The following is a 25892-nucleotide window of genomic DNA, read 5'->3' as shown; positions in this document are numbered from 1 at the left end:
GGCCCGGCCGATCCACAGTGATCGACCGGGCCCGGTCCCGCTCGCACCGCGCTGCGGACCCGAGCGGTCGACAGTGTGCCGGGTCATCTCGGCGGCCTGCCGGTCTCGGCGGCGGGTGTGCCCTTCAGCGGATACGGGATGAAGGTGCTGCGGTTCTCGTCCAGGTCGAGTTGCCGGCTGATCGGCGCGGCGGCTCGTTGCGGGCAGTTCGACCGTTCGCAGGTCTTGCAGCCCGGACCGATCGGCATGGCAGCCTCGGAGTCGTGCAGGTCCATGCCGGTCGAGTAGACCAGCCGGCCGGCGTGCTTGGTCTGGCAGCCCAGCCCGATCGCGTAGACCTTGCCGGGCTGGCCGTAGCCGCCGTGGTGCCGGGTGATGGTGCGGGCGATCCACAGGTACCGCTGCCCGTCGGGCATCGCCGCGACCTGTGTGACGACGCGGCCCGGGGCGCTGAACGCCTCGTAGACGTTCCACAGCGGACAGGTGCCGCCGGTGCGGGAGAACGGGAAACCCGTGGCCGACTGCCGCTTGGACATGTTGCCGGCCCGGTCGACGCGGACGAACGAGAACGGCACGCCCCGTGCGCGGGGCCGTTGCAGCGTGCTGAGCCGGTGGCAGATCGTCTCCCAGCCCATCGCGAAGTGCTCGGTGAGGAGGTCGATGTCGTACCGGCGGCTCTCCGCGGCGGTCAGGAACTGCTCGTAGGGCAGGACCAGCGCGGCGGCGAAGTAGTTCGCCAGGCCGACCCGGGTGAGGATCTGGGTCTGGACGTCGTCGAACCGCTCCTCCTCGATGATCTCGTCGATCACGTCCGCGTATTCCAGCAGGGCGAGCTGCGCGGCCATCCGCATCGCCTCCTGCCCGGCGCGCAGCGACGTCGACAGGTGCAGCGTGCGGGTCTGGGGTCGGTAGCGGTGCAGCTCGCCGCCGAGCGACTGGGCGTCCTCGTGCGCGAGCTGGATGCCGTGCAGATGCGTCAGCCGGTCCCCCAAGGCGGTCCGGATCCGGCCGCGCCGGAGCCCCATCTGCGCCGCGAGGGTCTCGGCCGCCTCGTCGAGGTCCGGCACGTAGTTCTGCCGGCGGTAGAAGAACTCGGTCACCTGGTCGTGCGGGCTGCGGCCGAGCTCGCTGCGGTCGCCGACGAGCTCGGTGAGCTGGTCGGCGACCTGCCGGTAGCGGCGGTGCAGCTCGATCACGGACGCGGCGAGCTCCGGCAGCCGACCGGCGAACTCGGTGAGGTCCGCGATGCTGCCCGTGCCGGGAAGGGCCTCCCGCAGCCCGGCGACGAGCTGCGGAGTGTCGTGCGGGGCGAACACCGTCGGGTCGACGCCGAACAACTCCGTGGCGCGGATGAGCACCGGGGCGGTCAGCGGCCGCACGTCGTGCTCGATCTGGTTGAGATAGCTCGGTGAGATCGCCAGGTGCCGGGCGAGGTCCGTCTGGCTCAGCCCGTGGTCCTCCCGCAGCCGGCGCAGCCGGGCACCGGCGAAGATCTTGGTGATCGCCCTCACCTCCCAGATAGTTATAGCACTGCTGTGAAATGGCGATTTCGCAAGTTGGCAAAATGGTCCGACAAATTCGCAGGACTTCGCTTCATGCGTCTCTCGACCAGCCCGCCGTCGCCGTGTGACGGTGGACGCACCCCACCACCGGCTGCGGATCGGCAATGGTCCGCCCGGTCGCCCGTGCGCCGGCCCCGCCGGCGGCGCACGGGCGATCACGGTACAGCGAACGAGGAGCACGCGATGCGGGACGCAGTCGAACAGTTGCGAAATGAATGGGCCACCGACCCGCGCTGGCAGGGCGTGCGGCGCAGCTACCGTCCCGAGGACGTGGTGCGGCTGCGCGGTGCGATCCAGGAGGAGCACACGCTGGCCCGCCGCGGGGCGCAGCGGCTGTGGCAATTGCTGCACGACGAGGACTACATCCACGCGCTCGGCGCGCTCACCGGCAACCAGGCGGTCCAGATGGTCCGCGCCGGCCTGCGGGCCATCTACCTGTCCGGCTGGCAGGTCGCCGCGGACGCCAACCTCGCGGGTCACACGTACCCCGACCAGAGCCTCTACCCGGCCAACTCGGTGCCCGCGGTGGTCCGCCGGATCAACAACGCCCTGCTGCGCGCCGCGCAGATCAGCACCGCCGAGGGCGACGAGGACGCCACCGGATGGCTGGCCCCGATCGTCGCGGACGCCGAGGCCGGCTTCGGCGGCGTGCTCAACGCCTACGAGTTGATGACCGCCATGATCGTGGCGGGCGCCGCCGGCGTGCACTGGGAGGACCAACTCGCGGCCGAGAAGAAGTGCGGCCACCTCGGCGGCAAGGTGCTCATCCCGACCGGGCAGCACATCCGCACCCTGGAGGCGGCCCGGCTCGCCGCCGACGTCGCCGGTGTGCCGTCGCTGATCGTCGCCCGGACCGACGCGCAGGCCGCCACCCTGCTCACCACCGACATCGACGAGCGGGACCAGCCGTTCGTGACCGGCGAGCGCACCGCGGAAGGGTTCTACCGGTTCCGCAACGGCGTCGACGCGTGCGTCGCCCGGGGGCTGGCCTACGCGCCGTACGCCGACCTGCTGTGGATGGAGACCAGCACGCCCGACCTCGAGGTCGCCGCCCGGTTCGCCGAAGCGATCAAGGCGCAGTACCCCGACCAGTTGCTCGCCTACAACTGCTCGCCGTCGTTCAACTGGCGCAAGCACCTCGACGACGCGACCATCGCCAAGTTCCAGCGGGAGCTGGGCCACATGGGGTACAAGTTCCAGTTCATCACCCTGGCGGGCTTCCACGCCCTCAACTACTCGATGTTCGACCTGGCCCGCGGCTACGCCACCGACGGCATGACCGCCTACGTCGCGCTGCAGGAGCGGGAGTTCGCCGCCGAGGCCGAGGGCTACACCGCGGTCAAGCACCAGCGCGAGGTCGGCACCGGTTACTTCGACCTGATCAGCACCGTGCTCAACCCGGCGGGGGAGACCACCGCCCTGCGCGGTTCGACCGAAGCGGAGCAGTTCGCGTGAGATACAAGATCATCGGCCCGATGGCCGACCGCTACGACGAGGTCCTCACCGCCGACGCTCTGGACTTCCTGGTCGCGCTCGACGGCCGGTTCAGCGGACGCCGCGTGGCGCTGCTCGACACCCGCCGGGCCCGCCGCGCCCGGTACGCCTTCGGGCAGATGCCGGACTTCCTGCCGGACACCGCCCGGATCCGGCAGGACCCGGCCTGGCGGGTGGCGCCGCCCGCACCGGGGCTGACCGACCGGCGGGTCGAGGTCACCGGCCCGCCGGACCGCAAGATGACCGTCAACGCGCTGAACTCCGGCGCGCGGGTCTGGCTGGCCGACTTCGAGGACGCCACCGCGCCGACCTGGGACAACATCATCGGCGGGCAACTCAACCTGATCGACGCGCTCGACCGGCGCATCGACTTCACCGACGAGCGCGGCAAGCGGTACGTCCTCGGCGACGATCCGGCCACGATCGTCGTCCGGCCGCGCGGCTGGCACCTCGTGGAGAAGTGGATCGTGGTCGACGGGCGGCCGATCTCGGCCAGCCTGGTCGACTTCGGCCTCTACCTCTTCCACTGCGCGCGGCGGCAGCTCGACGCCGGAAAAGGCCCGTACTTCTACCTGCCGAAGCTGGAGGACCACCGCGAGGCGCGGTTGTGGAACGACGTCTTCGTCTTCGCCCAGGAGTACCTCGGCCTGCCGCTGGGCACCATCCGGGCCACGACGCTGATCGAGACGATCACCGCCGCGTTCGAGATGGAGGAGATCCTGTACGAGCTGCGCGAGCACTCGGCCGGGCTGAACGCGGGCCGATGGGACTACATCTTCAGCATCATCAAGAACTTCGGCCAGTGGTCCGAGTTCGTCCTGCCGGACCGCTCCGACGTCACCATGACCGTGCCGTTCATGCGGGCCTACACCGAGCTGCTGGTGAGCACCTGCCACCGGCGCGGCGCACACGCGATCGGCGGCATGGCCGCGTTCATCCCGAGCCGGTCGCCGGACGTCAACGCGGAGGCCGTCGCCCGGGTCCGGGCGGACAAGGAGCGCGAGGCCGGCGACGGGTTCGACGGATCCTGGGTCGCGCACCCGGGCCTGGTCGAGGTGTGCCGGGACGCGTTCACCGCGGTGCTGGGCGACCGCCCGAACCAGCTCGACCGGCTCCGGGACGACGTCGAGGTCACCGGCACCGACCTGCTCGCCGTCGACAAGACCCCGGGCCAGGTCACCGTCGAGGGGGTGCGATCCAACGTCGAGGTGGCGCTTCGGTACATCGATGCCTGGCTCGGCGGCACGGGTGCGGTGGCGCTGTCGAACCTGATGGAGGACGCGGCGACCGCCGAGATCGCCCGCTGCCAGGTGTGGCAGTGGCTGCACCACCGCACACCGCTGGCCGACGGTGGCGTCGTCACCGACGGACTGGTCCGGTCGCTGCTGGCCGATGCCCTGGCAGACCTGACCGCCGATCGTGACGGGCCGGACCGCGCCCGTGCCGTGGCGGCGGCCGGCGTCGTCGAGCGCACCGCGCTCGAGGAGGACCTTCCGGCGTTCTTCACCACGGACGCGTACGCCCACCACCTCGCACCGTCGGTCAGGTGCGAACCGGGCCAGTGACGACACCCCCGGAACCGCCCCGGCCGAACGTCACTGACCCCCACTTCGTGCGTTGATCTTGCAGTTGTGGTGCCGGGACACTCCCTGAATGCCAGGTTTGTCAGGCACCACAACTGCAAGATCGACGCACGAAGTGGGGGCGATACCCCGGTGCTGGCCGCGCGGTGGCAGGTGCGCCGTCGGGGGCCGTCAGGGGCTGGCGCCGCGTCACATCGTTTGACACCGTGTGATGCCGGCCGTACCGTCCGAGGCACAGCGTGACGGTGGCAGGAAGCCGGTGCAAGCCCGGCGCGGTCGCGCCACTGTAACCACCATCGGTGGGAGTCAGACCCGGCCGCCGTCACGGACACCGCTCGATGGGACGCGCACATCCCGCAGGAGGCTGCATCGACATGGCTACCATCTCGGCTCTGCCCACCCCGGCCGCGGCGCCGGCCCCGATCCCGTTCCGGCAGATCCTGCCCTGGGCCGCCTTCGGCGTCGTGCTCGCCGTCGTGCTGCTCTACTTCGTCGGTGCCGAGCAGGGGATCACCTCGGTCATCTCCGGCGAGACCGTCCACGAGTTCGTCCACGACGGCCGTCACCTGCTCGGATTCCCCTGCCACTGAGACAAGGGAAACCCGGTCATGCTGTCTGCCCGTTCCCTGCTGGTCCGCGGGATGCTTGTCGGCGCGGCCGCCGGCGTCGCCGCGTTCCTCTTCGCCTACCTCTTCGGCGAGGGCCCGATCAACGACGCGATCGCGTTCGAGGAGGCCAACGCCGCGCCGTTGCCGGCCGGTGAGCACGAGCACGAGCTGGTCAGCCGCACGGTGCAGAGCACCGTGGGCCTGGCCACCGCCTCGATCGTCTACGGCGTCGCGCTCGGCGGCGTCTTCGGCATCGCCGTCGCGCTCACGGTCGGCCGGTTCGGCAAGGTCAGCGCCCGTGCCACTGCCGGGCTGGTCGCGCTCGCCGGGTTCGTCGGGGTGGCGCTCGTGCCGTTCTTGAAGTATCCGGCCAACCCGCCGGCCACCGGCAACCCGGACACGCTGCAGCAACGCACCGGCCTGTACTTCCTGATGGTCGTCATCGGTGTCGCCGCCGTCATCGGTGTCGCCGTCGCGGGCCGGTCACTGCAACCGCGGCTGGGCGCCTGGAACGCCACGACCGTGGCGATCGTCGGCGCCGCGGTCGTCGTCGGCGCGGCCATCGCCCTGCTCCCCGCGGTCAACGAGGTGCCCGGCGCGTTCTCCCCGGTGCTGCTGTGGCAGTTCCGGCTGGCGTCACTCGGGACCCAGGCGGTCACCTGGGCCACCCTGGGCCTGTTGTTCGGCTACCTGACCGAACGTAGCCTGCGCACTTCCACCGCGGTCACCACGCGGCCGGTCGCCGCCTGATCGTCACCGGTGGGCGCAGGTCCGGCGCTGCGACCTGGTCCCGGCCGGGACCAGGATCGGCCTCGGTGGCCGGGCCGGTGAGCGCTCCGGCACCGGGACTTCTGGCCGCTCGTCGGGCCACTCCGCCGGCACCGGGACCGGCCAAGACCGCGCCGTGCCGCCGTCGCGGCCGGACCGGCTCCACCCGCCCCGGTCCGGCCGCGACGCGGTCCCGTGCTTCAGCAGCAGCGCACGGCGGTGCCGCTCTTCAGCCGCTCGTACTCCCGGCGGGTCAGCGGGGCCCCCGCCGTGTGGTGTTCCCGGTGGTGCGCGACGTAGTGGTCGTAGCCGGTCTCACCGGCCAGTTCGCGCAGATACCACCAGAGCCGCGCCAGCAGGTGCCGGAGGTTCATCGGTCGCCGCCCCCGTCGGCGGTCGCCGCACCGACGAGTTCCCGTCGTTCGTCAGCCGTGGGGAAGAGACCCGACGGTGCGACGATCGTCGATTCCACGAACGGTGCCTCCGTCGTCGGCAGTTCCCGGCCCCGGATGATCGCCTGGAGGCACACCCGGGCCCCGTCCACGATCACGATGATGATCAGGACCGCGAAGAACACCGACAGCACGCCCTGCACGGTCGAGTTGGTGACGACCGCACGCATCTCGTCGAGGTTCTTGGCGGGCGCGAGCACCTTGCCTTGTTCGAGGGCGTCGGCGAAGCGCTGGCGCTGGGCGAAGAAGCCCATCTTCGGGTCGGCGGAGAAGATCTTCTGGTAGCTGGCGGTCAGCGTCACCGCCACGTCCCAGACCAGCGGGACGGCGGTGACCCAGGCCCACTTGAGGCGGCCGCTCTTGACCAGGATGACCGTGACCACGGTCAGCGCCACGGCCGCGAGCAGTTGGTTGGCGATGCCGAACAGCGGGAAGAGCTGGTTGATGCCGCCGAGCGGGTTGGTGACCCCGGTGTACAGGAAGTACCCCCACGCGCCCACGACCGCCGCGCTGGTCAGCCACACGCCGGGCAGCCAGCTCACCCGGCCGATCGGCTTCCAGATGTTGCCCAGCGTGTCCTGGAGCATGAACCGGCCGACCCGGGTCCCGGCGTCGACCGTGGTCAGGATGAACAGCGCCTCGAACATGATCGCGAAGTGGTACCAGAACGCCTTGACGCCCGCGCCGCCGAGGAAGCCGGAAAAGATCTCCGAGATGCCGACGGCGAGCGTCGGCGCGCCGCCGGTGCGCGACACCAGCGTCGGTTCGCCGACGGCGGCGGACGCGGCCCGCAGGCTCTCCGGTGTGACGACGAAGCCCAGGTTGGACACCGCCGTCGCGGCGCTCTCGAAGGTCGTGCCGACCACGCCGCCCGGGGAGTTCATCGCGTAGTAGAGCCCCGGATCGAGCAGTGACGCGGCGATGATCGCCATGACCGCGACGAAGGACTCCATCAGCATGGCGCCGTAGCCGATGAGCCGGACCTGCGACTCCTTCTGGATCATCTTCGGCGTGGTGCCCGAGGAGATCAGCGCGTGGAAGCCGGACAGCGCCCCGCAGGCGATGGTGATGAAGACGAACGGGAACAGCGCGCCGCCGAAGACCGGGCCGTTGCCGTTCAGGGCGAACTTGGTGACGGCCTCGTTCTGTAGGACCGGGGCGGTGACCAGCACGCCGACCGCGAGCAGCCCGATCGTGCCGATCTTCATGAAGGTGGACAGGTAGTCCCGCGGCGCCAGGAGCATCCACACGGGCAGGACGGATGCGACGAAACCGTACCCGACCAGGCAGAAGACCAGCGTTTCGGGCTTGAGCGTGAACGTGGCGGCCCAGCTCGAGTCCTGGACCCAGCCGCCCGCGACGATGGCGAGCATCAGCAGCGCGACGCCGATCACACTGGTCTCGATCACCCGGCCCGGCCGCAGCACCCGCAGGTAGAAGCCCATGAACAGGGCGATCGGGATGGTCATGGCGATGGAGAAGGTGCCCCAGGGCGACTTCGCCAGCGCGTTGACGACGACGAGCGCGAGGACCCCGAGCAGGATGATCATGATGGAGAAGACCGCCACCAGGGCGGCGACGCCGCCGACGCGGCCGATCTCGTCCCGGGCCATCTGGCCCAGGCTCTTCCCGTCCCGGCGCATGGACAGGAACATGACCACCATGTCCTGCACGGCGCCGGCGAAGACGACGCCGACGATGATCCAGATGGTGCCGGGCAGGTAGCCCATCTGCGCCGCCAGGACCGGCCCGACCAGTGGTCCGGCGCCCGCGATCGCGGCGAAGTGGTGGCCCAGCAGCACGCGGCGGTCGGTGACGTGGTAGTCGATGCCGTTGTCCAGCCGCTCCGCTGGCGTGGCGCGCCGGTCGTCGACCTTGAGCACACGCCGGGAGATGAAGCGCCCGTAGAACCGGTAGGCGATCGCATACGAGCACAGCGCCGCGACGACCAGCCAGATCGCCGAGATGCGCTCGCCGCGGGCGAGGGCGATGGTACCCCAGGCGATCGCGCCGACGATCGACACGGCCGTCCAGGTCACGATGGTCCGCGCGCCCGGGCGGGCCCGGGTCTGCGGAGTGAAGATGCTCATCCATGTTCTCCAGGGTGGGGGTGTGCGCCCGAAACCGTCCCCGGCGTGCCGACCCCGCTGTCCGCACGCTTCAGCAGCAGATGACCGGCCGCCATCAGTGCCGCGCTGAGGAGGATCCAGGCGAACTGGAACCAGTAGAAGAAGGGCAGCCCTGCCAGCCGGGGCGTGGTCCGCGCGTAGAGCGGGACCAGGAGAATTGCCACGAGCGGCAGTGCCAGGCCGGTGTAGGCGGCGACCCTGTATGCCTTCCGGAATCTCGCCATACCGGCCTCCGATCAGTCGTCGACGATATGTGAAGGTTGCGCATCCATGTCTGACGGTTTACTGCCCGATTGCCTCTTGTTTCGTGTCAACCGATCCGGGAGCCTGCGCAACACACAGAGGACTGAGAGGGTGCCCATGGTCGATGCCGCCAGCACCGCCGCCTTCACGCTGGTCGTCGCCGGCACGTCGCTGCTCGCGATCGCCGCGCGGCGCTTCCGGGTCCGCGACGAGCTGCCCACGCTCGACGGCTGGGCGCTGGCGGGACGGCAGTTCGGAGCTGTGCTGACCTGGTTCCTGCTCGGCGGCACGATCTACACGGCCTACACGTACGCGGCGGTGCCGGGTCTCGTGTACGGCATCGGGGCGCTGGGATTCTTCGCACTCGCGTACACGGTGATCGTCTACCCGCTGGCCTTCGTGCTCCTGCCGAAGCTCTGGCAGGTGGCGAAGGACAACGGCCACACGACGGTGGCCGACTACGTGCGGACCCGCTACGACTCACCGCTACTCGCGCTGGCCGTGGCGCTCACCGGCATTCTCGCCACCATGCCGTACATCGCGCTGCAACTGCTCGGCATCCGCGCGGTCCTGGTCGCCGGCGGCCTCTATCCCACCGACGGGATCGCGGGCGACCTCACGCTCGTCGCGGTGTTCGCGGTGCTGGCCGGCGCCACGTACCGCAGCGGGCTGCGCGCGCCGACCGTCATCTCCATGGCCAAGGGGGTCCTGGTGGGTACCACGGTCGTCGCCGTCGTCGTGCTGGTCCTCGACCAGCTCGGCGGGCCGCGGGCGGTGTTCCGGGCCGCCGAGGACACCATCACCGCACGCGGTGTCCCGGCGGCCTCCCTGACCCTCACCTCCTCGCTCTACACCACCTACGCCACGCTGGCGCTCGGCTCCGCGCTCGCGCTGCTCATGTACCCGCACGTGCTGACCGCGTCCTTCGCCGCGTCCAGCGGCGACCGGCTCCGCAAGGCGATCGTCGGACTGCCGGCGTGGACCGCCGTGCTGGGGCTCTTCGCGCTGCTCGGCGTCGCGGCGCTCGCCGCGGGCGTGCCGGCCCGGCCCGGCAACGCCGAGGCGGCCGTGCCGCTGATGGTGCGGGAGCTGACCTCACCGGTCGCCGCGGGGCTCGTGTTCGGCGCGCTCGCGGTCGGGGCGCTGGTGCCCGCCGCGGTGATGTCGGTCGGCGCGGCGGCGCTGTTCGTGCGCAACGTCTACGTCGAGTACTTCCACCCGTCGGCGACACCGAAGCACCAGGCCCAGGTCGCCCGCGCGGTGTCGCTGGTGGCGAAGTTCGGGGCGCTGGCGTTCGTCTTCGGCCTGCCCGACCAGGACGCGATCAACCTGCAACTGCTCGGCGGAGTGTGGATCCTGCAGACGTTCCCCTCGGTGGCCCTCGGCCTGTTCACCCGCTGGCCGCACCGCGGCGCGCTGCTCGCCGGCTGGCTCGTCGGCATGGTCGCGGGCACCGTGCTGGTGGCCTCCGGCGGCTTCTCCTCGGTCGTGTCGGTCGCCGGTGTCCACGTGTACGTCGCGCTCGCCGCGCTGGTGCTCAACCTCGGGATCGCCGCGGCGCTGACCCCGGCGCTGGATTGGCTCGGCGTGGCCCGGGAGCTCCGCGGCGGTACTGCCACCCGGGCGGTGGTCCGGTGAGCCAGCAGGTCTCGTCACGCGTGCTCGCACCGGCTGCCGACCCGGCGCCGCCCGAGCCCGAGCCCGCCCCCGCCGGGCCGGGCCTTGTCGACCTGGACCGTGAGGTCGCACTGGCCAGGCTCTTCGACGCCAACCACACCCAGTTGCTGCGCCTGGCCGTGCTGCTCGGCGCGGAGAGCGAGGCCGAGGACATCGTCTCGGAGGCGTTCTACGAGCTGTACCGGCGATGGCGCCGGTTACGCAGCCACGACGCCGCCCTGAGCTACCTGCGCGCCGTCGTGTGCAACCTCGTGCGGATGCGGGTACGCCGGCTGCAGGTGGCGCGCAAGCACGCGGAACAGGTGATCGAGTCGGTCGGATCGGCCGAGGCCGAGGTGTTGCTGCGCGACGACCAGCGGGCCCTGGTGGAGGCGATCAAACGGCTGCCGACCCGGCAGCGGGAAGCGCTGGTCCTGCGGTACTGGCTGGATTTGCGAGAATCGGAGATAGCCGCGGCGATGGGCATCTCCGCGGGCGCGGTCAAGTCGCACACGTCGCGGGGTATGGCCACGCTCTCGCGCTTACTGGAGGAGCGGAGATGAACGGCGTCACACCCGGTAGGACTCCCGGAACCGGCCCGGTCACGGGCTCCGGGGCCGCCGAGGAGCAGCTCCGTGACGTGTTCGACGCGCTCGTCACCTCCGTGCACGGCACACCGGACCGCTACCCGGCCGCCCTGGCCGACTGGCGGCGCCGGGAGCGCCGGCGGCGGATCGTGCTGCCGATCCTCGCCGCGGTGATCTTCGCACTCGCCAACATCCTCGGCCTGTGGGCGTTGAGCCGCGCCGACGTCAACACCCACATCATCTTCAACGACCGGCCGGGGAACAGCACCGAGGCGCCGACGAACGGCATCGGGCCGCCGCCGTAGCCGGCGCCTCGGCCGTCCGTCACCCCACCGTCACCCGGGCCGGCCGTGACCGGGTGTCGGACATCCCGGCCACGGCCACCGGCCGTCCCGCCTGATCACACACCCCCGCGGACCAGGCGCCTCGATCCCGCATACCAACGCACTGGCAACGACGGCCGGCGCACGCTGACTGCCCGCGGCAGGCGGTATGAAACCGCACGAGCTGTGCCATCTCCGGCGGGCGGCAACCCGCGCGAGGAGGCGGGTGATACCGGCCGGTCGGCCGTCGAGCCGGGCGCCGAGGGCGCGGCGGCATGTCCGCGGCTCGGTTCGCCGGGCGCGGTTTATGTCCGCGTCGGCTTGGTAGAGAAGGCCGAGACGGCGAGCCGGCGGGCGGGTCCGGATCTGACGCGCGCCCGCGATGTGGCGCCGGTCGCCGGCGGTGCGCTCGGCGGCCTGCCGGATGGCGTCGTCCAGGTCGAGACCGGGAGTCGGCGGGGGCGAGGTGAGCCGCGGTGGAGACCGTGCCCGAGCCGGCCACCGTGCGTGTTCGCGGGCAACGTGCCGTAGGCCGGCCACCGGGACGCCATGACGGGGGGAGTGCGGATGTTGAAAGGCTTCAAGAACTTCCTGATGCAGGGCGACCTGATCATCGTCGCGGTGGGCCTGGTCGTCGCCTTGGCGTTCAGCACCCTGATCAAGGCCTTCACCGACAGCATCATCACACCCCTGGTCAACGCGCTGGCGGGTGGGGGATCGTCCGGGAAGGGCATCGGCTGGACGCTGAACGGCCAGCGGGTCGACGTCGGCGCCTTCATCGGCGCGCTCATCTACTTCATCATCTTCATGGCCGTGATCTACTTCCTGATCGTGGTGCCGTACCGGGCCTACATGCGCAAGCGCGGCAAGACCGTCTTCAGTGACCCGCCACCGACCAGGACCTGCCCGAGCTGCAAGCTGAACGACGTGCCCGTGGATGCCGTCCGGTGTCCGCACTGCACCAGCGACCTCGCCGCCGCCTGAGCCGCACCACCGCGTCGGTCCTACCGGCCGCCGGGTTCGAGGGACGGGCTGGTGAGACCCCGGGAGCGGAGCTGCCGGTCGACGGCTGGGCTGACGGCGGACAGTCCGAACCGGCAGCGCAACTGGTCGGCGGCGCGGCGTGCGGCCATCAGGACGCTGATCCCGCTGACGCCGACCGCCGTGACCATGCTCAGATCCAGTAGCAGTTCGCTCGGCACCGTCTCCAGCGCCGTGGCCAGCGCCTGATGAAACGTCGCGGCCGTGTCCTGGTCGAGCTCACCCCGCAGCCGGAGCAGGACCTGCCCGGCGGCGTGCCGATACACCTCGAACGAGAGCGCCATGTCGCCAGCGTCCCACAGAACCTCCATGATCGTCACTATCTGTCTATCGAATGATGACAATCTGAAAGTATGAGACGCGGTGTGGCGCCACGGGCCGGACGTTGCCGAGGTCCGGCAAGCTGCGGCATCGCTGTTCGCCGGTGGATGGTCATGACGTGCCGCCGTCGGTGGCCGAGGCTGGATGGACAACGGCGTTCCGACGGAGGTGGTGGTGATGACCGAGCTGGCAAGGGCCAGGGTGCCGGAGGTCGGGGCGCCGCCGGCAGGAATCCCGCGCAGCGCGACCGCCTCGCTGCGCGAGCTCCTCGAGCGGCAGTTCCAGGACTACACCGAACAGCTCATCGGATTGACGGTACCTGGCCGCTTGCCGGACTCGGACGTACATCACCCGGACACCGTGCGAACGCTCATGCGGACCGCCCGGCAGGGCATCGCCGACACCACCGAGGCGTTGCGGCGCATGTCCGAAGGCGGTTACGGCCGCTGTGGCCGCTGCGACCGCGAGATCCCGCTCGTCCGTCTGCGGGCCGCGCCGTCGGCCCGGTGGTGCGAGCCGTGTCAGCAACACCACGCGAGCGTGCGGCACGGCCACGAGCCCGGGCCGGCGGGGTGCTGAACCCGCGGCAGCGCCTCGCACTGGATCTCGGTACCTCGGCGGTGCGGCTGTGGACCCCGCAGGCTGCCGCGGCGATCGTCGAACCGGCCGTCATCGCGCGGATGCCCGACGGCCGGCGCGTCGCCGGCCGGGCCGCCGCCGAAGCGGCGGTCGCTGACGGCGCGAAACTGATCTCGCCCATCCGGGAAGGTACCGTCCGCGACTTCGCTGCCTGCGTCGATCTTCTGCGCGTCCTCGTCGCCCGCACCGGACAGTCGTACGGGCCCGAATGTTCGGTGCTGGTCGGTGTGCCGGCGACGGCCACGGTGCGGCAGGGGGACCTGCTGGCCGCGGTCGTCCGTCGCGCGGTCGGCGGTCGCGTCACGACGGTGGAGCAGCCGCTCGCGGCCGCGCTGGCCTGCGGGCTGGGCCCGGCGACGGACGACCTGGTCACCGTGGACATCGGGTCCGGCCGCATCGAGGTGGCGCGCATCGCGGACTCCCGCGTCACCGGGGCGGTGCGGGTCCACGCGGGGAACGCCCTCGATCCGGTTCACGAAATCGCCCGGTGTGTGCGCGGCATGAACGTCCGCGAGCCCGGCGTCCGGCGCCGGCGCCTCGTCATCACCGGCGGCGGCGCGATGTCTCCCGGGCTCGCCGCCCGCTTGGCCGCGTGGACCGGCCGATCCGTCACCATGCCCGCTGATCCGCTGCTGGCCACGCTCACGGGCATCCGGCTCCTGCTCACGGCCTGACGCCGTTGCCGGTGACCGGCAACGACCGCGCGACCAGCTTGCAGGCGGTCACCCTGTCAGGCGGCCCGGCGCCGTACGAGCATGGGTGGACACGGGGCCGCGGTGGCCACGGCGCGACCGCCGCCCTGTGCGGCGGTTGCCACAGCGGGACCGGGCGGAAGGAAACAGCATGTCATTCGGATTCCAGCAGCAGCGCGTGCCGGCCTTCGCCGCCGGTTCGCCGCGCAGCGTCGCGGTCGTCGGCGCCGGCATGGTCGGACTGTCGACCGCGTGGTTTCTGCAAGAGGCCGGCGTGCACGTGACGGTGTACGAGCGGAAGCACGCCGGGGCGGGTGCCTCGTGGGGCAACGCCGGGTGGCTGACCCCGGGCCTGACCGCGCCGCTGCCCGAGCCGGCGGTGCTGCGGTACGGGCTGCGTGCGGTACTGAGCCCACGCTCGCCGGTGTACCTCCCGTTGCGCGCCGATCCCGGCCTGCTGCGTTTCATCACCTCGTTCGTGGCGCACAGCACCGCGCGGCGATGGCGGCGCGGCATGGCCGCCTACGTGCCGCTGAACGAGCGGGCCCTGGAAGCGTTCGACGTGCTGGCCGCCGGTGGCGTGACCGCACCGACGTCCCGGCCGGACACGTTCCTGGCCTGCTTCGCCCGCAAACGCGACGCCTGGGCCCTGCTCGCCGAACTGCATCAGATCCGCGAGGCCGGTCAGGACGTCCGCTTCCACGCCGTCGAGGGGTGGCGGATCCGGGCCCTGGAGCCGGCGCTGACCGATCGGGTGGGTGCCGCGATCAGGATCTACGGGCAGCGCTACCTGGACCCGCCGCAGTTCGTACGCTCCCTGGCGGATGCGGTACGGGCACGCGGTGGGGACATCGTGGAAGGCGCCGACGTGACCGATCTGCGCCCCCGGCCGGACGGCGTCCTGCTGGGCCGCGGTGACGGGGACGAGCGGCAGCACGACGCGGTGGTCGTCGCCACCGGTGCGCTGCTCGGCCAGCTCGCCGCACGGTTCGGCGTACGGCGGCCGGTGCAGGCCGGTCGTGGCTACAGCTTCAGCGTGCCGGCCGAACAACTGCCCGCCGGTCCCCTGTACTTCGCCAAGCAACGGGTGGCCTGCACACCGCTGGGCGGCCGACTGCGCGTTGCGGGAATGATGGAGTTCCGCCGGCCGGACGACCCCCTCGACCCGCGGCGCGTCACCGCCATCGTCGACGCGGTCCGCCCGTTCCTGGCCGGCGTGAACCTTGACGACCGGCGCGACGAATGGGTCGGGTCCCGGCCGTGCACACCCGACGGACTGCCGCTGGCCGGGGTGACCGCCTGTCCCCGGGTGTTCGTCGCCGGCGGCCACGGCATGTGGGGCATCACGCTCGGCCCGATCACCGGGCAACTGATGGCCGAGGCGGTGCTCAAGGGCGAGGCGCCGCGCGACCTGGCGCCGTTCGACCCGCTGCGCTGATCAGCGCCGTGCGGGCCGCCGATGCGCCGCCGGCGGTCACGTCACCGCCGGCAGCGCATCGGCGGGCCAGTTCAGGGCCGTCGCGCCGCGGACGGCGGCGTGCAGCGTGAACCGGTGGTCGGGGTCGGCCGGGTCGTATCCGGTCAGGGTCTTGATCCGCGCCAGCCGGTAGGTGACGGTGCGCACCGAGACCCCGAGCTGCTTGGCGGCCTCGGTGGCGACCTCGCCGGTGGCGAAGTACGCCCGCAGGGTGTCCAGGAGCGGTCCGGCGCCGCCCCGAGCGGCAGTCAGCGGGCCGAGCACGGCGCCGACCAGATCGACGATGGCCGGCTGGTCGCGCAGCAGCACCCGGTAGACCAGCAGGTCGTGGGCCGCGGTCACCGGGACGTCCAGGCGCAGCCGTTTCACCATGGCGAGCGCTTCGCGGGCCTCCTCGTAGGAGCGGGCGATGCCGTACAGGCCCGGATGGGCCCGGCCGACCGTCACCCGCCACGGGCGGCCGTGCCGTGGCCGGCTCAGCTCGGCGTGCACGAGGTGCCCGAGGTCGTGCCGGCCGCCGGTCGCGGCCGGGCCGGTCGCGGTGAGGTCGGCGGGAGCGATCACCACCAGCAGGCCGTCCTTCGTGGCGACCAGGACGTCCCGGTCGCCGAGCCGGTCGAAGATGACCGCCTCCAGCGCGGTGATCGCCGCCTGCGTGTCGGGCAGCCGCCGGCCGGGAGCGGCCAGGGCGACCTGGTGCTCGCGGGCCGGGTCGACACCGAACGGCTCGGCCCGCTGCACCAGCGCGCCCGGGTCGGAGTCACCGCGCAGCAGGTCGTCGACAAGTTCGCGGCGCAGCGCCTCCTCCTGACGCACCAGGTCCCGTCGGGCCTGGGCGTAGCCCTCGGCGAGGGTGGCCACCGCGTCGTCGACGACCTGCAGCACCGCCGCGGCGGCGGCCCGGACCGCCTCGCTGTCGTCGGAGCGCACCACGGCGGGCAGGTCCTGCCACAGACGTCGCGCCGCGGACAGGTAGAGCTGCACCGCCCGGCCGGCCGAGACGCCTTGCCGCGCCGCGCTGCGACCCAGCTCGCCGACGGCGTCGAGGTCGGCGCGGCGCGGCCGCCGGCCGGTGGACGCCGCCTCGGCCAGCAGCGGCAGATAGTTGCCCAGCAGTTCCGCCGGTGCGCCCGCGTCCCGGCTGGCCGCCTGTCCAACCGCGTGCAGCCACTCCGCCGGGTCCGCCGCCGAGGCCCTACGGCGCCGCATCTCACCGCTTCTCACGCTGGACAGCTCCGTTCCGCCGATCGCCACCGTCGTGCGGACGCTCCAGCCTGCCGGACTCCAAGCGCCCGAGTGCCTGGCTTCGGGTTGCCGGGCACCGGCATGCGAGGGCATGTCCGGTCGCGGTACGACCGTTGCCGGTGCCGTCCGCGCCAGTCACTGTTGCCGTCCGTCGGCAATCACCATACGACCAGGTTGCCGGTCGCCGCCGATGCGCCCCACCGAGCGGCGGCGGACGCTGGAGATTCACGGAGCGACTGGACGAAGGGAGGACAGTGACGATGACGACCGGCATGACGCCGGGCGGGCGAGACACCGTCGGCATCGTGTCACCGCCGCCTCCCGGCCGGGTCATGTGCCTGGCACGGCTCCGACGCCATCCGAAAGCGGGCGGACCGGTCTCCGGCTCGCCGGTCCGGTGCCCGCGGGACAGGCGCGATCCGGGCCCGGCCGCCCGCCGGTGGCGGCGCACACGCCGCCCGTGCGCCTGCCGTCCGACTCGGACCCGCGTGCGTTGACCGGGCCGCACCCTGTGCAGCCGCCGCATCCCGTTTCGTACGTCCGTCAGCGCGGGCGTGCACCCCCTGCGGATGACGTTCGTCCGGCCGAGAGGAGCCACCGTGATCAACGACGTGATCAGCCCCGCTCTTGCGGTGCGGCCCGCCGCCCCCGCACAACGGATCGATCCGGCAGTTCTCGGCACCGCCGCCGTGCAGCCGACCGCGATCGGCGTCGACATCGGCAGCGCCTACACACGGATCTGGGTATCCGGTCGACCCCTGGTACACACCCGCACCGGCGGCGGTCCCACCAAGCGTGAAGTGATCCGACACGGCCGGATCACCGACCCGGCCGCCGCGTCCGCGATGCTGGCCGGCCTCTGTGACAGGCACAACCCGGCCCTGCCGGCCGGTGCGATCGTCGTGGCCTGCCGGCCCGCCCCGGCCGACACGCGCGACGAGCAAGCACTGCGCCAGGCACTCACGGCCGCCCTGACGCCGAAGCGGCTGCTGCTCATCGACACCGTCCGGGCCGCCGCCATCGGCGCCGGCGCCGCGGCCGGCCCGAAGCTGGTCATCGACGTCGGTGCCCAGTTGGTGGAAGCCGCCGTGCTCGCCCGGGGTGTCGTCGCCGGTGCGCTCCGCCACGAGCTCAGGGTCGGCGAAGCGGCCGGACCGGACGCCGACGACACGATCGTCGCGGTGGTCGTCGACCTGCTCGGCCGATTGCGCCGTGCGCCGCAGCACCGGCAAGCCGTCGCGGCGGCGACACGCGGTGGCCTGCTGCTCGTCGGGGGCGGCGCCACCCGGCCGCGACTGGCCGCCCGGCTCACCGCCGCCGTGGACCTGCCGGTTCGCCGGCCCGCGGCACCGCACCTCGTCGCCGTCCGCGGGGCCGGTCTGGCCGCCCTGGCCGCCCTGCGCCGTGCCGCGATGCACGCCTGATCCGTACGTCGAATCGCCAGACGGTCAGACCTGTCGCCGTCCGGCCGCAAACCCAACGGAGAACCATGAGCATCAACACGGACGCGGACACCGGCAAGCTGCGGCAACTGCTGCACGCCCAGTTGGAGCGGCACACCGCGGAGCTCACCGCCCTCACCACCGCCGGCACGGACCCGCAGGGCGCCGGTGAGGACCCGCACACCATCGCCGAGCGCGCCGCCGCCGCTCGGCGCGCCATCGCCGACACCAACGCCGCGCTCACCCGGCTGGCCGACGGCACCTACGGCCGCTGCGAGCGGTGCGTCGGCGCCATTCCCGTAGCCCGGCTGGAGATCCTTCCCCACGCCCGGCTCTGCGTTCCCTGCCAGTCGCGCAGCCGCTAGCCAGCGCCGGTGTACACCGTCAGCAGGCACGACGAACTCGCTGTGCTGCGCATGATGTTCGAGGACCACTACGACCGGCATCGCACCCAACTCACCTTGCTGCGACAGCAGGCGGCGCTGCTCGGATCCGAGGACGCGCACGCCACGGCGACCGCGACGCTCACGGCCGCCACCCGTCGGGCGCTCGGTGACGTCGCGCGTGCGCTGGACCGTCTGCGGCACGACAACTACGGCGTTTGTGACGGCTGTGGCCGGGACATCCCGATCGACGTCCTCGCCCGGCGACCGGCCACCCGGCATTGTCCCAGGTGCCGCCCGGCGGAAACCCGGGACACCGGCCGTGTCGAACGGTGACCCGGCGCTGTCGGCGGGGGGAGCGCGCCTATGCCGGGCGTTCACCGTCTGGATGGTCGGCGGGCGGAACGACCAGGACCGGAAGGGGTGCGCGGTGCAGGGTCGCCTTGGCGACGGTGCCGAGGAGGATCTCCTGCGCTGCGGAGCGTCCCCGGGAGCCGACGACCACGGCTGCCGCGCCGAGTGTCCGGGCCTGGGCGGTGAGGGCACCCGCGACGCGTCGTGCCCGGCCGCCGCGGGTGTCGCGCGGCAACGCCGCCGCGGCCGGTTCGAGGCCGGCGTCCGACGGCGGCGTGGGCACGGTGCTCGCCGTGCCGTCGCGGCCGACGACGGCGGCGATCAGTTCCCGGCCGGGGAACAGCTCGCGGGCGCGTCGCCAGGCCAGTGCGGCGCCCGCTGAGCCGTCCCATCCCACCAGTGCCGGCCCGTTGGCGAGTGCGGCGTACTCGTCGGTCAGCAGCGGGTGCGGCACCACGAGGACGGGCCGGGAACTGTAGTGGACCAGCATGTCCGACACGCTGCCGAGCAGCGCGCGACCCCCGCGCAGTCCCCGGGAGCCGACGAGCACGACGTCGACGTCGGCCTCGTCCGCGATCTGCGCGAGTTGCAATCCCTCGCCACCGTACGAACGCCGGGTGATCTGCTCGGCCTCCCAGCCCGCGGCCCGGGCCAGCGTGCTGCCGACGTCGGCGAGACGATGCGCCTCCCGATCGCCTTCCCGTTCGACCGCTTCGGTGAACGCGTCGACGTCGCGTGATCCGGTCCACAGCCGTCTGCGCAGCTCGGGGCTGGTGAACGGGGGTGCCCACAGGTGGGCCACCACGGCGTGCGCGCCCGGCAGCAGCAACGACCCGGCGTCGAGAGCGGTGCTCGCCGCGGGAGAACCGTCATACCCGACCAGGACGCGGATGGGCCTCTGGCGCATCACGATCACTCCTCCGGTGGGGTGCGGATCGGCCGTGACCGGGTGTCGGACATCCCGGTCACGGCCACCGGCCGTGCTCGCCTGAACGCGTACCCCCACGGACCAGGCGCTTCGATCCCGCACACCATCGCGGTGGCAATGCCGGCCGGCACCGGGCCGACTGCCCGCGACGGGCGGTACGAAACTGCGGGAGCGCTTCGGATCTGCCGGCGGAAGCAACGCTGCCCAGGGTCCGGTCCCGGGTCGCCGACGGGGCCGGTTCGTCGCCTCGGGGTGATCCTCGGCGGGGTGCGCCGCCGGCCGAACCTCGTCGGTCGTACGAGCGATCCCGCGCGGTCGCGCGTTTCGCGGCCCGCGCATCGGGCACACAACGCCGACTGGCGGATCCACTCGGCCTGAGCAGCGAACACGCCCTTCTCCGGGTGAGTCGACCCGACCTGCGTGGTCGTCGTCCGCCCGGGGGTGCGGTCCGGCCGGGACCAGATGAACGGAGAGAGCCATGAGCACGACAACCCGGGATGTCCGCTTCGACGAGATCGCACGGGGAATCGCCGAGATCAACCCCGTCGAGCACACGCCGATGGACTCGCCCTACGAGATCTCGAACGCGCGGTACGAGGCGCTCCGCAGCGTCCTGCACGACGTCGGTGGACAACCCGCGCTTCCGGAGCCCTACAAGGAGAAGGGTGAGGAAGCCTGGGAGATGAACACCTATCTCACCTGCGAGTGCCTGGGGTGGCGCGGAGCCTGGAACGCCGAGATGCGGCGCAGGGCGGAGAACGACCTCGGGGCGACGCTCTACTTCGGTCTGCCGTACTACGCGCGGTGGATCACGGTCGCCGCCAAGACGCTCATCGACAAAGGCCTGATCACGCCCGACGAACTGGCGGCGAAGATCGACGAGGTGCGAGCCCGTTTGGGAGACAAGTCATGACACACCGACGCTTCTCGATCGGTGATCACGTGACGGTGCGTGACACCACCAGCATGTTCCACACCAGGACCCAGCGGTACACCAGGGGGCGAACCGGTGTCGTCACCGAGTACCGGCCCGAGTGGGTCATTCCGGAGGACGAGGCATGGGGCCGTGACGAGAACGGCCGCCACGAGCCGTTCTACGTCGTGCGCTTCCGGCAGACGGACCTCTGGCCGGACTACGAGGGTTTCGACGTCGACACCCTCGAGACCGAATGCTCCGAACGATGGCTCGAACCCGCGAAGGCAGGCGCGAAGTGACCAGGACCGAACACACGCACATCACCGGCCCGACCGAGGTCAGCGAGTTCGAGGTACTGGAGCTCGCGGTGCGTGAGCTCGCCATCGAGCACGGCCTGTTCTCGGCCGAGGACCACCGGCGTTTCGCCGAATGGACCGAGGCGCGCACCCCGGCCAAGGGCGCCCAGCTCGTCGCCAAGGCGTGGCTCGACCCCGCCTTCAAGCAGCAACTGCTCAGCGACGGCACGGAGGCGAGCAAGGCGGTGGGTGTCGACTGGCTCGACCCGACGGGAACGGGCACGCCCAGCGACTACACGTACTTCTACGTGCTGGAGAACACGCCCAAGGTCCACAACGTCATCGTCTGCACGCTGTGCTCCTGCTACCCGCGTCCCGTCCTCGGGATGTCACCGGACTGGTACCGGACGCCGAACTACCGCCGCCGCATGGTTCGACGGCCCCGTGAGGTGCTGGCCGAGTTCGGGCTCCACCTGCCGTCGGACGTCGAGGTGCGGGTGCACGACTCGAACCAGAAGTCGCGGTTCATGGTGATGCCCATGCGTCCGGAAGGCACCGATGGGTGGACCGAGGAGCAGCTCGCGTCGATCGTGACGCGGGACACCATGATCGGTGTCGCCCTGCCGAACCCGGAGTGGACCGCCGAGCGGGCCCCGAACGCGAAGGCCGGCGGACGCTGATGACCGGTATGAAGACCGACGACGTCCTGATCGACATCATGGGCACCGAAGTCCGGCGCGAGGACCGCAGCCTGCCCGAGCTGGACCGCACGCCGGACCCGTGGGAGTCGAGCATGCAGGCGACCTGCGAGTGCCTGTCGTGGCGTGGCGCGCTCGACAACCTGGAACGCCGGCATGCCGAGGATCGGCTGGGCGAGAGCGTGTACGCCGGCTATCCCGTCCACGCCAGATCGGCGCTCGTGGTCGCGCATCTGCTCCTGGAGCAGGGCATCCTGGACGAACAGGAGCTGCGATCGAAGATGCGGCAGATCCGCTCCAGACTCGAGGAGTGACCGGCCCGCGACCGGACGAAGGCTGTGCGGCAGGTCCGCTGCCGTCGTGGATCGGCACGCTAGCCCGTCCACGGCGGCAGCGCGGGACAGCTCGCCGCCGGCTCGTCGTCAAGACCGGGTCATCGCGAGCACCCACCCGGGTTGCCTTGGTGCGGTGTTTGCGATCCGGCTCGCGGGGGAGAAGCGACCCGGCACGTGCCAACAGCCGACTCGCCGTCCGCAGATCTCACGGAGGTTCCTGATGTCCCAGACCGCAGCCCTGCCGACCCCCGTCCATCCGCCGCTGCCGGTGGCGATCCCGCTGCGCCAACTGCTGCCCTGGGCCGCCTTCGGCCTGCTCCTGGCCGCCCTGGTGATCTACTTCGTCGGCGCCGAACAGGGCGCGATCTCGATCTTCTCCGGCACGTTCGTGCACGAGTTCACACACGACGGCAGACACCTGCTGGCCTTCCCCTGCCACTGACGGACCGACGAGATGAGCGTCCGTACACTGCTGATCCGCGGCATGCTGGTCGGCATCGTAGCGGCCGGCCTGGCCTTCGCCTTCGCAAGCGTGTTCGGTGAACCGCAGATCGACGGTGCGATCGCGTTCGAGAACGCCCACACCCACGCCGACCACGTGCACGCCGGTGCGGCGGAGCCGGAACCGGTCAGCCGCACCGTGCAGTCCACCGCCGGCCTGGGTGTCGCTGTGCTGCTCTACGGCACCGCCCTGGGCGGCATTTTCGCCATGGCGTTCGCCGGCGGCTACGGACGCGTCGGCGCCCTCGGGCCGCGCGCCACGGCACTGCTGGTCGGAGGTCTCGGGTTCGTCGCGATGTTCCTGGTCCCGTTCGTGAAGTACCCGGCCAACCCGCCCGCGGTCGGCGAACCGGACACCATCGGGCGGCGCACCGCCCTGTACTTCGTCCTGGTCGGCGTCAGCGTGCTGGCCGCGTTCGGCTCGGTGCTGGTCGCCCGCGGCCTCGTGCCCCGGCTCGGCGGCTGGAACGCGGTCGTCGCCGCCGCCGGCGCGTACGTCGTCGTCGTGGCGATCGCGGGACTGCTGCTCCCGGCCGTCGACGAGGTACCGGCCGACTTTCCCGCCACCCTGCTGTGGCGTTTCCGGCTGGCCTCGGCCGGCACGCAGCTCGTGTTGTGGAGCACGCTCGGCCTGCTGTTCGGAGCGCTGACCGACCGTGCCGAACGACACCGCGCGGCACGTCAGGCGATGCCCGTCGGCCTCGCCCGGACGGGATGAGCACCCGGCAGGGCCTACCCTTTCCGGGTGACGCACGAGCACGAGATCGTCGAGCCGGTCGACCTGTGCCTGCCGAACGGGCGGCTCAACCCCGCGGCGGTCGGCTGGTCCCGCCGGCCGCTGCACCGGGCGAACCTGCGCGGCTGGGGGCGGACCAAGCGCTGGGAGTACTGGGGGATCGTCACGCCCGCACACATCGTCGGCCTGGTCGCGTCGTCGCTGGACTACGCGGGCGTGCACGCCGTCTACGTGCTCGACCGCGCCACGAAGGTCGAGCTCGGCAAGGACGCGGTGGTGCCCTTCGCCCGTGGCGTCGTGCTGCCGCCCGTCAGCGGCGCGGGCACCGTGAGCGTGCGCGGCGGCGGCCTGTCGATCGACATCGACCAGAGCCCCGAGGGCAGCACGATCCGGGCCGGTCGATCCAGCTCGGCGGCACATGGACCGACGGCACCGGCTCGACCGAGAACGCGCTCTTCGTCGGCGGGCGGCTGCACAAGATCGGCGCCGAGCTGCGCTGGAGCTACGACCGCCGCGACTGGCTGCGGCCGTGGCGGATCAGCGGCGACCGGGTCGAGGTGGAGTTCCACCCGTTCCACGAGAAGGTCGCCCGCACCAACCTGGGCGTCGTGGCCAACGAGACGCACCAGTGCTTCGGGCACTTCTCCGGCTGGATCCAGGCGGACGACGGCGAGCGGGTGAGCGTGGACGCCCTGGCGGGATGGGCGGAGGAGGCCCACAACCGCTGGTAGCACACCACCCCCCACTTTGCGCGTCGATCTTGCAGTTGTGGTGCCTGACAAACCGGGCATTCGCGGAGTGTCTCGGCACCACAACTGCAAGATCGACGCGCAAAGTGGGGTGCTCGACCTGGACGGGTGGGTGAGTTCATCGGTCGCGGCCGCCGCGTTCCGGGCGGTGCCGTCGCTGGACCGTGCCGCGCGGTTCGGTCAGCTCCTCGGGCTCGTCCAGCGGCGCCGCCGTCAGCATCCTCAGCTCCCTTGATCCGAAAAGTCTGATAGATCAGCCGCAGGCCGCCGGAGCGGTACGCTACCGGCGTGCTTCTGTCACCTTGCCTCGGCTTTCACGGCCCTGGACGGGCCGGCGAGACGCTAACGTGACCCGCGGGTATTGCGTCTGTGAGCGCTGTCACCCTAATGTCAGACGTATTGCCGACCGGTGGTTGGCGGGGACAGGTTGGAGTGGTGATGCGTTCAGGGGCGGCGCGCAGCCTCGGCGTGGCGGCGATCTCGGTCGTCGCTGTCGCTGGTGCGGCGCGGGACACGGACGGAGCCGAGGCATGACGGCCGTCCGGTTCACGGCCGAGGACCAGGTGCTCCGGATCGTCCTGGACGGACCCGGCGCGATGAACAGCATCACCCCCGACGTGGTCGCCGGGCTCAACGCCGCGCTGGACGCCGCCGAGCGGGACAGGTCCCTGCGCGCGATCGTCGTCACCGGCGTCGGGCGGGCCTTCAGCGTCGGCATGGACATCGACTTCCTCGGTGCGTGCTTCGCCGATCCCGGTGGCGTCTTCGTACCGTTCATCCGCGGATACCACAAGCTGCTCGACCGCCTCCAGGACTTCCCCGTCCCGTCGATCGCGGCGGTGAACGGCCTGGCCCGCGCCGGCGGTTTCGAGCTGCTGCTCGCCTGTGACTTCGTGGTGGCCGCGGACGAGGCAAGGGTCGGTGACATCCACCTCGGCTTCGGTATGGTCCCGGGCGCCGGCGCGAGCATGCGCGCCCACCGCAAGCTGGGTGACCAGCGGGCCCGGGCGCTGCTGCTCACGCCCACCTGGCTCACCGGACCGCGGATGGTCCAGTGGGGACTCGCGATCGCCCACGCGCCGCTGGCCGACCTCGACGCCGAGGTCGCCAAGATCACCGACTCGCTCCGCGGGCGGTCCCGGCCGGCGATCGCGACGGTCAAGGCGCTGCTGAACGCGGCCGGGGACCTGCCGCTCGCCGAGGGACTGCGGCTGGAGCGGGAGATGTTCAGCCGATTCCTGGAGGAGGTTCCTGACATGGCGGAGGGTTACCGGGCATTCGTCGAGAAGCGCGAACCGCGGTGGGGGGACGTCTGATGGCCGCGCCGACGGTGTCGCCCACGGTGGTGGTGACCGCCGAACTCATCGAGCGTCTCGTCGCCAGCGGCGGCTACACGCATCCGCTGTTCAATCCGACACCCGAGCAGCGGTCGTCCGGGGCGACGGCGCCGCTGCCCGGACAGGGCGTCCTGTTGCTGGCCGGCGGCCTGGCGGAGCAGTCGGGCGCGCTCGACGACGCGATCGCGCTCGTCGAGCTGAGGTCGGTGACCTTCCTGCGGATGGTCCGGGCGGGGCAGGTGCTCAGCCTGGAGCTGACACCCGGGACGGAACAGGCCACGAAGAGCGGCAAGGTGATCCGGGAGTACCGCTGGCTCGTCCGCGAGCACGGCGGCGACCCGGTCATGGAGGCAACAGCGGTCATGCTGATGAACCAGGGAAGCCAGGAGTAGGGATC

At 71.7% G+C, this 25892-nt stretch carries 30 protein-coding genes and 1 pseudogene; 24 read left to right on the top strand and 7 right to left on the bottom strand.

Going from position 1 to position 25892, the window contains the following annotated elements; translation table 11 throughout:
* Positions 1-83: 83 nt before the first annotated feature.
* Entirely contained in the window at positions 84-1511 is a 1428-nt protein-coding gene (locus Drose_RS24185) for a short-chain fatty acyl-CoA regulator family protein (protein ID WP_260723591.1), read from the bottom strand.
* A 234-nt stretch (positions 1512-1745) separates the two neighbouring features.
* Between Drose_RS24185 and aceA the strand changes: the two genes are divergently transcribed.
* The 4 genes from aceA (at position 1746) to Drose_RS24165 (ending at position 5997) form a co-directional block, all read left to right on the top strand.
* Positions 1746-3017 (top strand): isocitrate lyase, encoded by a 1272-nt coding sequence (gene aceA / locus Drose_RS24180; RefSeq protein ID WP_260723590.1) that lies wholly within the window; start codon positions 1746-1748, stop codon positions 3015-3017.
* A gap of 20 nt (positions 3018-3037) precedes the next feature.
* Entirely contained in the window at positions 3038-4621 is a 1584-nt protein-coding gene (gene aceB / locus Drose_RS24175; RefSeq protein WP_260729797.1) for a malate synthase A, read from the top strand.
* 392 nt (positions 4622-5013) lie between these two features.
* On the top strand, positions 5014-5229 hold the full coding sequence (locus Drose_RS24170; protein ID WP_260723589.1) for a CbtB domain-containing protein: 216 nt from the start codon (positions 5014-5016) through the stop codon (positions 5227-5229).
* Between the two features lie 18 nt (positions 5230-5247).
* On the top strand, positions 5248-5997 hold the full coding sequence (locus tag Drose_RS24165; RefSeq protein WP_260723588.1) for a CbtA family protein: 750 nt from the start codon (positions 5248-5250) through the stop codon (positions 5995-5997).
* Positions 5998-6215: 218 nt separating this feature from the next.
* Here the strand turns inward: Drose_RS24165 and Drose_RS24160 are convergent, their stop codons facing one another.
* The 3 genes from Drose_RS24160 to Drose_RS24150 are packed head-to-tail and all read right to left on the bottom strand — an operon-like array spanning position 6216 to position 8820.
* Positions 6216-6389: a YbdD/YjiX family protein gene (locus Drose_RS24160; RefSeq protein WP_260723587.1), complete on the bottom strand. Its 174-nt coding sequence runs from the start codon at positions 6387-6389 to the stop codon at positions 6216-6218.
* Entirely contained in the window at positions 6386-8557 is a 2172-nt protein-coding gene (locus Drose_RS24155; RefSeq protein ID WP_313899928.1) for a carbon starvation CstA family protein, read from the bottom strand. Before Drose_RS24155 ends, Drose_RS24160 begins: the two co-directional genes overlap by 4 nt.
* Positions 8554-8820 (bottom strand): DUF3311 domain-containing protein, encoded by a 267-nt coding sequence (locus Drose_RS24150; RefSeq protein ID WP_260723586.1) that lies wholly within the window; start codon positions 8818-8820, stop codon positions 8554-8556. The genes Drose_RS24155 and Drose_RS24150 overlap by 4 nt, the downstream gene beginning before the upstream one ends.
* Before the next feature lie 130 nt (positions 8821-8950).
* Here Drose_RS24150 and Drose_RS24145 point away from each other — a divergent pair, with 130 nt between their 5' ends.
* The 4 genes from Drose_RS24145 (at position 8951) to Drose_RS24130 (ending at position 12389) form a co-directional block, all read left to right on the top strand.
* Positions 8951-10477 (top strand): sodium:solute symporter family protein, encoded by a 1527-nt coding sequence (locus Drose_RS24145; RefSeq protein ID WP_260723585.1) that lies wholly within the window; start codon positions 8951-8953, stop codon positions 10475-10477.
* Positions 10474-11058, top strand: a complete 585-nt coding sequence (locus Drose_RS24140; RefSeq protein ID WP_260723584.1) for a sigma-70 family RNA polymerase sigma factor — start codon at positions 10474-10476, stop codon at positions 11056-11058. Before Drose_RS24145 ends, Drose_RS24140 begins: the two co-directional genes overlap by 4 nt.
* Positions 11055-11387, top strand: a complete 333-nt coding sequence (locus Drose_RS24135; protein ID WP_260723583.1) for a hypothetical protein — start codon at positions 11055-11057, stop codon at positions 11385-11387. Before Drose_RS24140 ends, Drose_RS24135 begins: the two co-directional genes overlap by 4 nt.
* Positions 11388-11972: 585 nt before the next feature.
* Positions 11973-12389 (top strand): large conductance mechanosensitive channel protein MscL, encoded by a 417-nt coding sequence (locus Drose_RS24130; RefSeq protein ID WP_260723582.1) that lies wholly within the window; start codon positions 11973-11975, stop codon positions 12387-12389.
* 20 nt (positions 12390-12409) lie between these two features.
* Here Drose_RS24130 and Drose_RS24125 read toward each other — a convergent pair whose 3' ends face one another.
* Complete coding sequence (locus tag Drose_RS24125) at positions 12410-12757, bottom strand: STAS domain-containing protein (protein WP_260723581.1); 348 nt, start codon at positions 12755-12757, stop codon at positions 12410-12412.
* Positions 12758-12944: 187 nt separating this feature from the next.
* On the opposite strand from Drose_RS24125, the gene Drose_RS24120 reads away from it, so the two are divergent.
* From Drose_RS24120 to Drose_RS24110, 3 genes are all read left to right on the top strand, one after another.
* Positions 12945-13346, top strand: a complete 402-nt coding sequence (locus Drose_RS24120; RefSeq protein ID WP_260723580.1) for a TraR/DksA family transcriptional regulator — start codon at positions 12945-12947, stop codon at positions 13344-13346.
* Positions 13286-14080: a rod shape-determining protein gene (locus tag Drose_RS24115; protein ID WP_260723579.1), complete on the top strand. Its 795-nt coding sequence runs from the start codon at positions 13286-13288 to the stop codon at positions 14078-14080. Before Drose_RS24120 ends, Drose_RS24115 begins: the two co-directional genes overlap by 61 nt.
* A gap of 169 nt (positions 14081-14249) precedes the next feature.
* Positions 14250-15536: an NAD(P)/FAD-dependent oxidoreductase gene (locus tag Drose_RS24110; protein ID WP_260723578.1), complete on the top strand. Its 1287-nt coding sequence runs from the start codon at positions 14250-14252 to the stop codon at positions 15534-15536.
* A gap of 36 nt (positions 15537-15572) precedes the next feature.
* On the opposite strand, the gene Drose_RS24105 is transcribed toward Drose_RS24110, so the two are convergent.
* Positions 15573-16784, bottom strand: coding sequence for a PucR family transcriptional regulator (locus tag Drose_RS24105; RefSeq protein ID WP_260723577.1), 1212 nt, complete (start codon positions 16782-16784; stop codon positions 15573-15575).
* A 635-nt stretch (positions 16785-17419) separates the two neighbouring features.
* On the opposite strand from Drose_RS24105, the gene Drose_RS24100 reads away from it, so the two are divergent.
* The 3 genes from Drose_RS24100 (at position 17420) to Drose_RS24090 (ending at position 18981) form a co-directional block, all read left to right on the top strand.
* Complete coding sequence (locus Drose_RS24100) at positions 17420-18244, top strand: rod shape-determining protein (RefSeq protein WP_260723576.1); 825 nt, start codon at positions 17420-17422, stop codon at positions 18242-18244.
* 65 nt (positions 18245-18309) lie between these two features.
* Positions 18310-18627 carry a TraR/DksA family transcriptional regulator gene (locus Drose_RS24095; RefSeq protein ID WP_260723575.1) on the top strand — a complete coding sequence of 106 codons (318 nt, stop codon included), beginning with the start codon at positions 18310-18312 and terminating at the stop codon, positions 18625-18627.
* Between the two features lie 9 nt (positions 18628-18636).
* Complete coding sequence (locus Drose_RS24090) at positions 18637-18981, top strand: TraR/DksA C4-type zinc finger protein (RefSeq protein WP_260723574.1); 345 nt, start codon at positions 18637-18639, stop codon at positions 18979-18981.
* 28 nt (positions 18982-19009) lie between these two features.
* On the opposite strand, the gene Drose_RS24085 is transcribed toward Drose_RS24090, so the two are convergent.
* Positions 19010-19906 carry a universal stress protein gene (locus Drose_RS24085; RefSeq protein WP_260723573.1) on the bottom strand — a complete coding sequence of 299 codons (897 nt, stop codon included), beginning with the start codon at positions 19904-19906 and terminating at the stop codon, positions 19010-19012.
* Positions 19907-20405: 499 nt separating this feature from the next.
* Between Drose_RS24085 and Drose_RS39165 the strand changes: the two genes are divergently transcribed.
* From Drose_RS39165 to Drose_RS24040, 10 genes and pseudogenes are all read left to right on the top strand, one after another.
* Positions 20406-20840, top strand: a complete 435-nt coding sequence (locus Drose_RS39165) for a hypothetical protein (protein WP_343869794.1) — start codon at positions 20406-20408, stop codon at positions 20838-20840.
* Entirely contained in the window at positions 20837-21142 is a 306-nt protein-coding gene (locus Drose_RS39160) for an SH3-like domain-containing protein (RefSeq protein ID WP_343869797.1), read from the top strand. The genes Drose_RS39165 and Drose_RS39160 overlap by 4 nt, the downstream gene beginning before the upstream one ends.
* Positions 21139-21819, top strand: a complete 681-nt coding sequence (gene scnC, locus Drose_RS24075) for a thiocyanate hydrolase subunit gamma (RefSeq protein WP_260723572.1) — start codon at positions 21139-21141, stop codon at positions 21817-21819. Before Drose_RS39160 ends, scnC begins: the two co-directional genes overlap by 4 nt.
* 8 nt (positions 21820-21827) lie before the next feature.
* Entirely contained in the window at positions 21828-22151 is a 324-nt protein-coding gene (locus Drose_RS24070; RefSeq protein ID WP_260723571.1) for an SH3-like domain-containing protein, read from the top strand.
* 241 nt (positions 22152-22392) lie between these two features.
* Positions 22393-22614, top strand: coding sequence for a CbtB-domain containing protein (locus Drose_RS24065; protein ID WP_260723570.1), 222 nt, complete (start codon positions 22393-22395; stop codon positions 22612-22614).
* Between the two features lie 12 nt (positions 22615-22626).
* Complete coding sequence (locus Drose_RS24060; RefSeq protein ID WP_260723569.1) at positions 22627-23391, top strand: CbtA family protein; 765 nt, start codon at positions 22627-22629, stop codon at positions 23389-23391.
* Between the two features lie 27 nt (positions 23392-23418).
* Positions 23419-23742: pseudogene (locus Drose_RS24055) on the top strand (DUF2804 family protein); the annotation flags it as partial.
* Positions 23743-23810: 68 nt separating this feature from the next.
* Positions 23811-24140, top strand: a complete 330-nt coding sequence (locus Drose_RS24050; protein ID WP_260729796.1) for a DUF2804 domain-containing protein — start codon at positions 23811-23813, stop codon at positions 24138-24140.
* Positions 24141-24688: 548 nt separating this feature from the next.
* Positions 24689-25474, top strand: a complete 786-nt coding sequence (locus tag Drose_RS24045; protein WP_260723568.1) for an enoyl-CoA hydratase/isomerase family protein — start codon at positions 24689-24691, stop codon at positions 25472-25474.
* Positions 25474-25887: a MaoC family dehydratase gene (locus Drose_RS24040; RefSeq protein WP_260723567.1), complete on the top strand. Its 414-nt coding sequence runs from the start codon at positions 25474-25476 to the stop codon at positions 25885-25887. Before Drose_RS24045 ends, Drose_RS24040 begins: the two co-directional genes overlap by 1 nt.
* Positions 25888-25892: the final 5 nt, after the last annotated feature.

Source organism: Dactylosporangium roseum, from assembly GCF_025264685.1.
Classification (GTDB): domain Bacteria; phylum Actinomycetota; class Actinomycetes; order Mycobacteriales; family Micromonosporaceae; genus Dactylosporangium; species Dactylosporangium roseum.
Note: the sequence above shows the minus strand (reverse complement) of the source record. Positions and strands in the feature narration are given on the sequence as shown.

Bases quoted from the DNA above. Each gene is read 5' to 3' on its own strand.
- aceA (WP_260723590.1), top strand. From the start codon at position 1,746: ATGCGGGACGCAGTCGAACAGTTGCGAAATGAATGGGCCACCGACCCG.
- aceB (WP_260729797.1), top strand. From the start codon at position 3,038: ATGGCCGACCGCTACGACGAGGTCCTCACCGCCGACGCTCTGGACTTC.
- Drose_RS24170 (WP_260723589.1), top strand. From the start codon at position 5,014: ATGGCTACCATCTCGGCTCTGCCCACCCCGGCCGCGGCGCCGGCCCCG.
- Drose_RS24165 (WP_260723588.1), top strand. From the start codon at position 5,248: ATGCTGTCTGCCCGTTCCCTGCTGGTCCGCGGGATGCTTGTCGGCGCG.
- Drose_RS24160 (WP_260723587.1), bottom strand. From the start codon at position 6,389: ATGAACCTCCGGCACCTGCTGGCGCGGCTCTGGTGGTATCTGCGCGAA.
- Drose_RS24155 (WP_313899928.1), bottom strand. From the start codon at position 8,557: ATGAGCATCTTCACTCCGCAGACCCGGGCCCGCCCGGGCGCGCGGACC.
- Drose_RS24150 (WP_260723586.1), bottom strand. From the start codon at position 8,820: ATGGCGAGATTCCGGAAGGCATACAGGGTCGCCGCCTACACCGGCCTG.
- Drose_RS24135 (WP_260723583.1), top strand. From the start codon at position 11,055: ATGAACGGCGTCACACCCGGTAGGACTCCCGGAACCGGCCCGGTCACG.
- Drose_RS24130 (WP_260723582.1), top strand. From the start codon at position 11,973: ATGTTGAAAGGCTTCAAGAACTTCCTGATGCAGGGCGACCTGATCATC.
- Drose_RS24125 (WP_260723581.1), bottom strand. From the start codon at position 12,757: ATGGAGGTTCTGTGGGACGCTGGCGACATGGCGCTCTCGTTCGAGGTG.
- Drose_RS24120 (WP_260723580.1), top strand. From the start codon at position 12,945: ATGACCGAGCTGGCAAGGGCCAGGGTGCCGGAGGTCGGGGCGCCGCCG.
- Drose_RS24110 (WP_260723578.1), top strand. From the start codon at position 14,250: ATGTCATTCGGATTCCAGCAGCAGCGCGTGCCGGCCTTCGCCGCCGGT.
- Drose_RS24105 (WP_260723577.1), bottom strand. From the start codon at position 16,784: ATGCGGCGCCGTAGGGCCTCGGCGGCGGACCCGGCGGAGTGGCTGCAC.
- Drose_RS24095 (WP_260723575.1), top strand. From the start codon at position 18,310: ATGAGCATCAACACGGACGCGGACACCGGCAAGCTGCGGCAACTGCTG.
- Drose_RS24085 (WP_260723573.1), bottom strand. From the start codon at position 19,906: ATGCGCCAGAGGCCCATCCGCGTCCTGGTCGGGTATGACGGTTCTCCC.
- Drose_RS39165 (WP_343869794.1), top strand. From the start codon at position 20,406: ATGAGCACGACAACCCGGGATGTCCGCTTCGACGAGATCGCACGGGGA.
- Drose_RS39160 (WP_343869797.1), top strand. From the start codon at position 20,837: ATGACACACCGACGCTTCTCGATCGGTGATCACGTGACGGTGCGTGAC.
- Drose_RS24070 (WP_260723571.1), top strand. From the start codon at position 21,828: ATGAAGACCGACGACGTCCTGATCGACATCATGGGCACCGAAGTCCGG.
- Drose_RS24065 (WP_260723570.1), top strand. From the start codon at position 22,393: ATGTCCCAGACCGCAGCCCTGCCGACCCCCGTCCATCCGCCGCTGCCG.
- Drose_RS24060 (WP_260723569.1), top strand. From the start codon at position 22,627: ATGAGCGTCCGTACACTGCTGATCCGCGGCATGCTGGTCGGCATCGTA.
- Drose_RS24045 (WP_260723568.1), top strand. From the start codon at position 24,689: ATGACGGCCGTCCGGTTCACGGCCGAGGACCAGGTGCTCCGGATCGTC.
- Drose_RS24040 (WP_260723567.1), top strand. From the start codon at position 25,474: ATGGCCGCGCCGACGGTGTCGCCCACGGTGGTGGTGACCGCCGAACTC.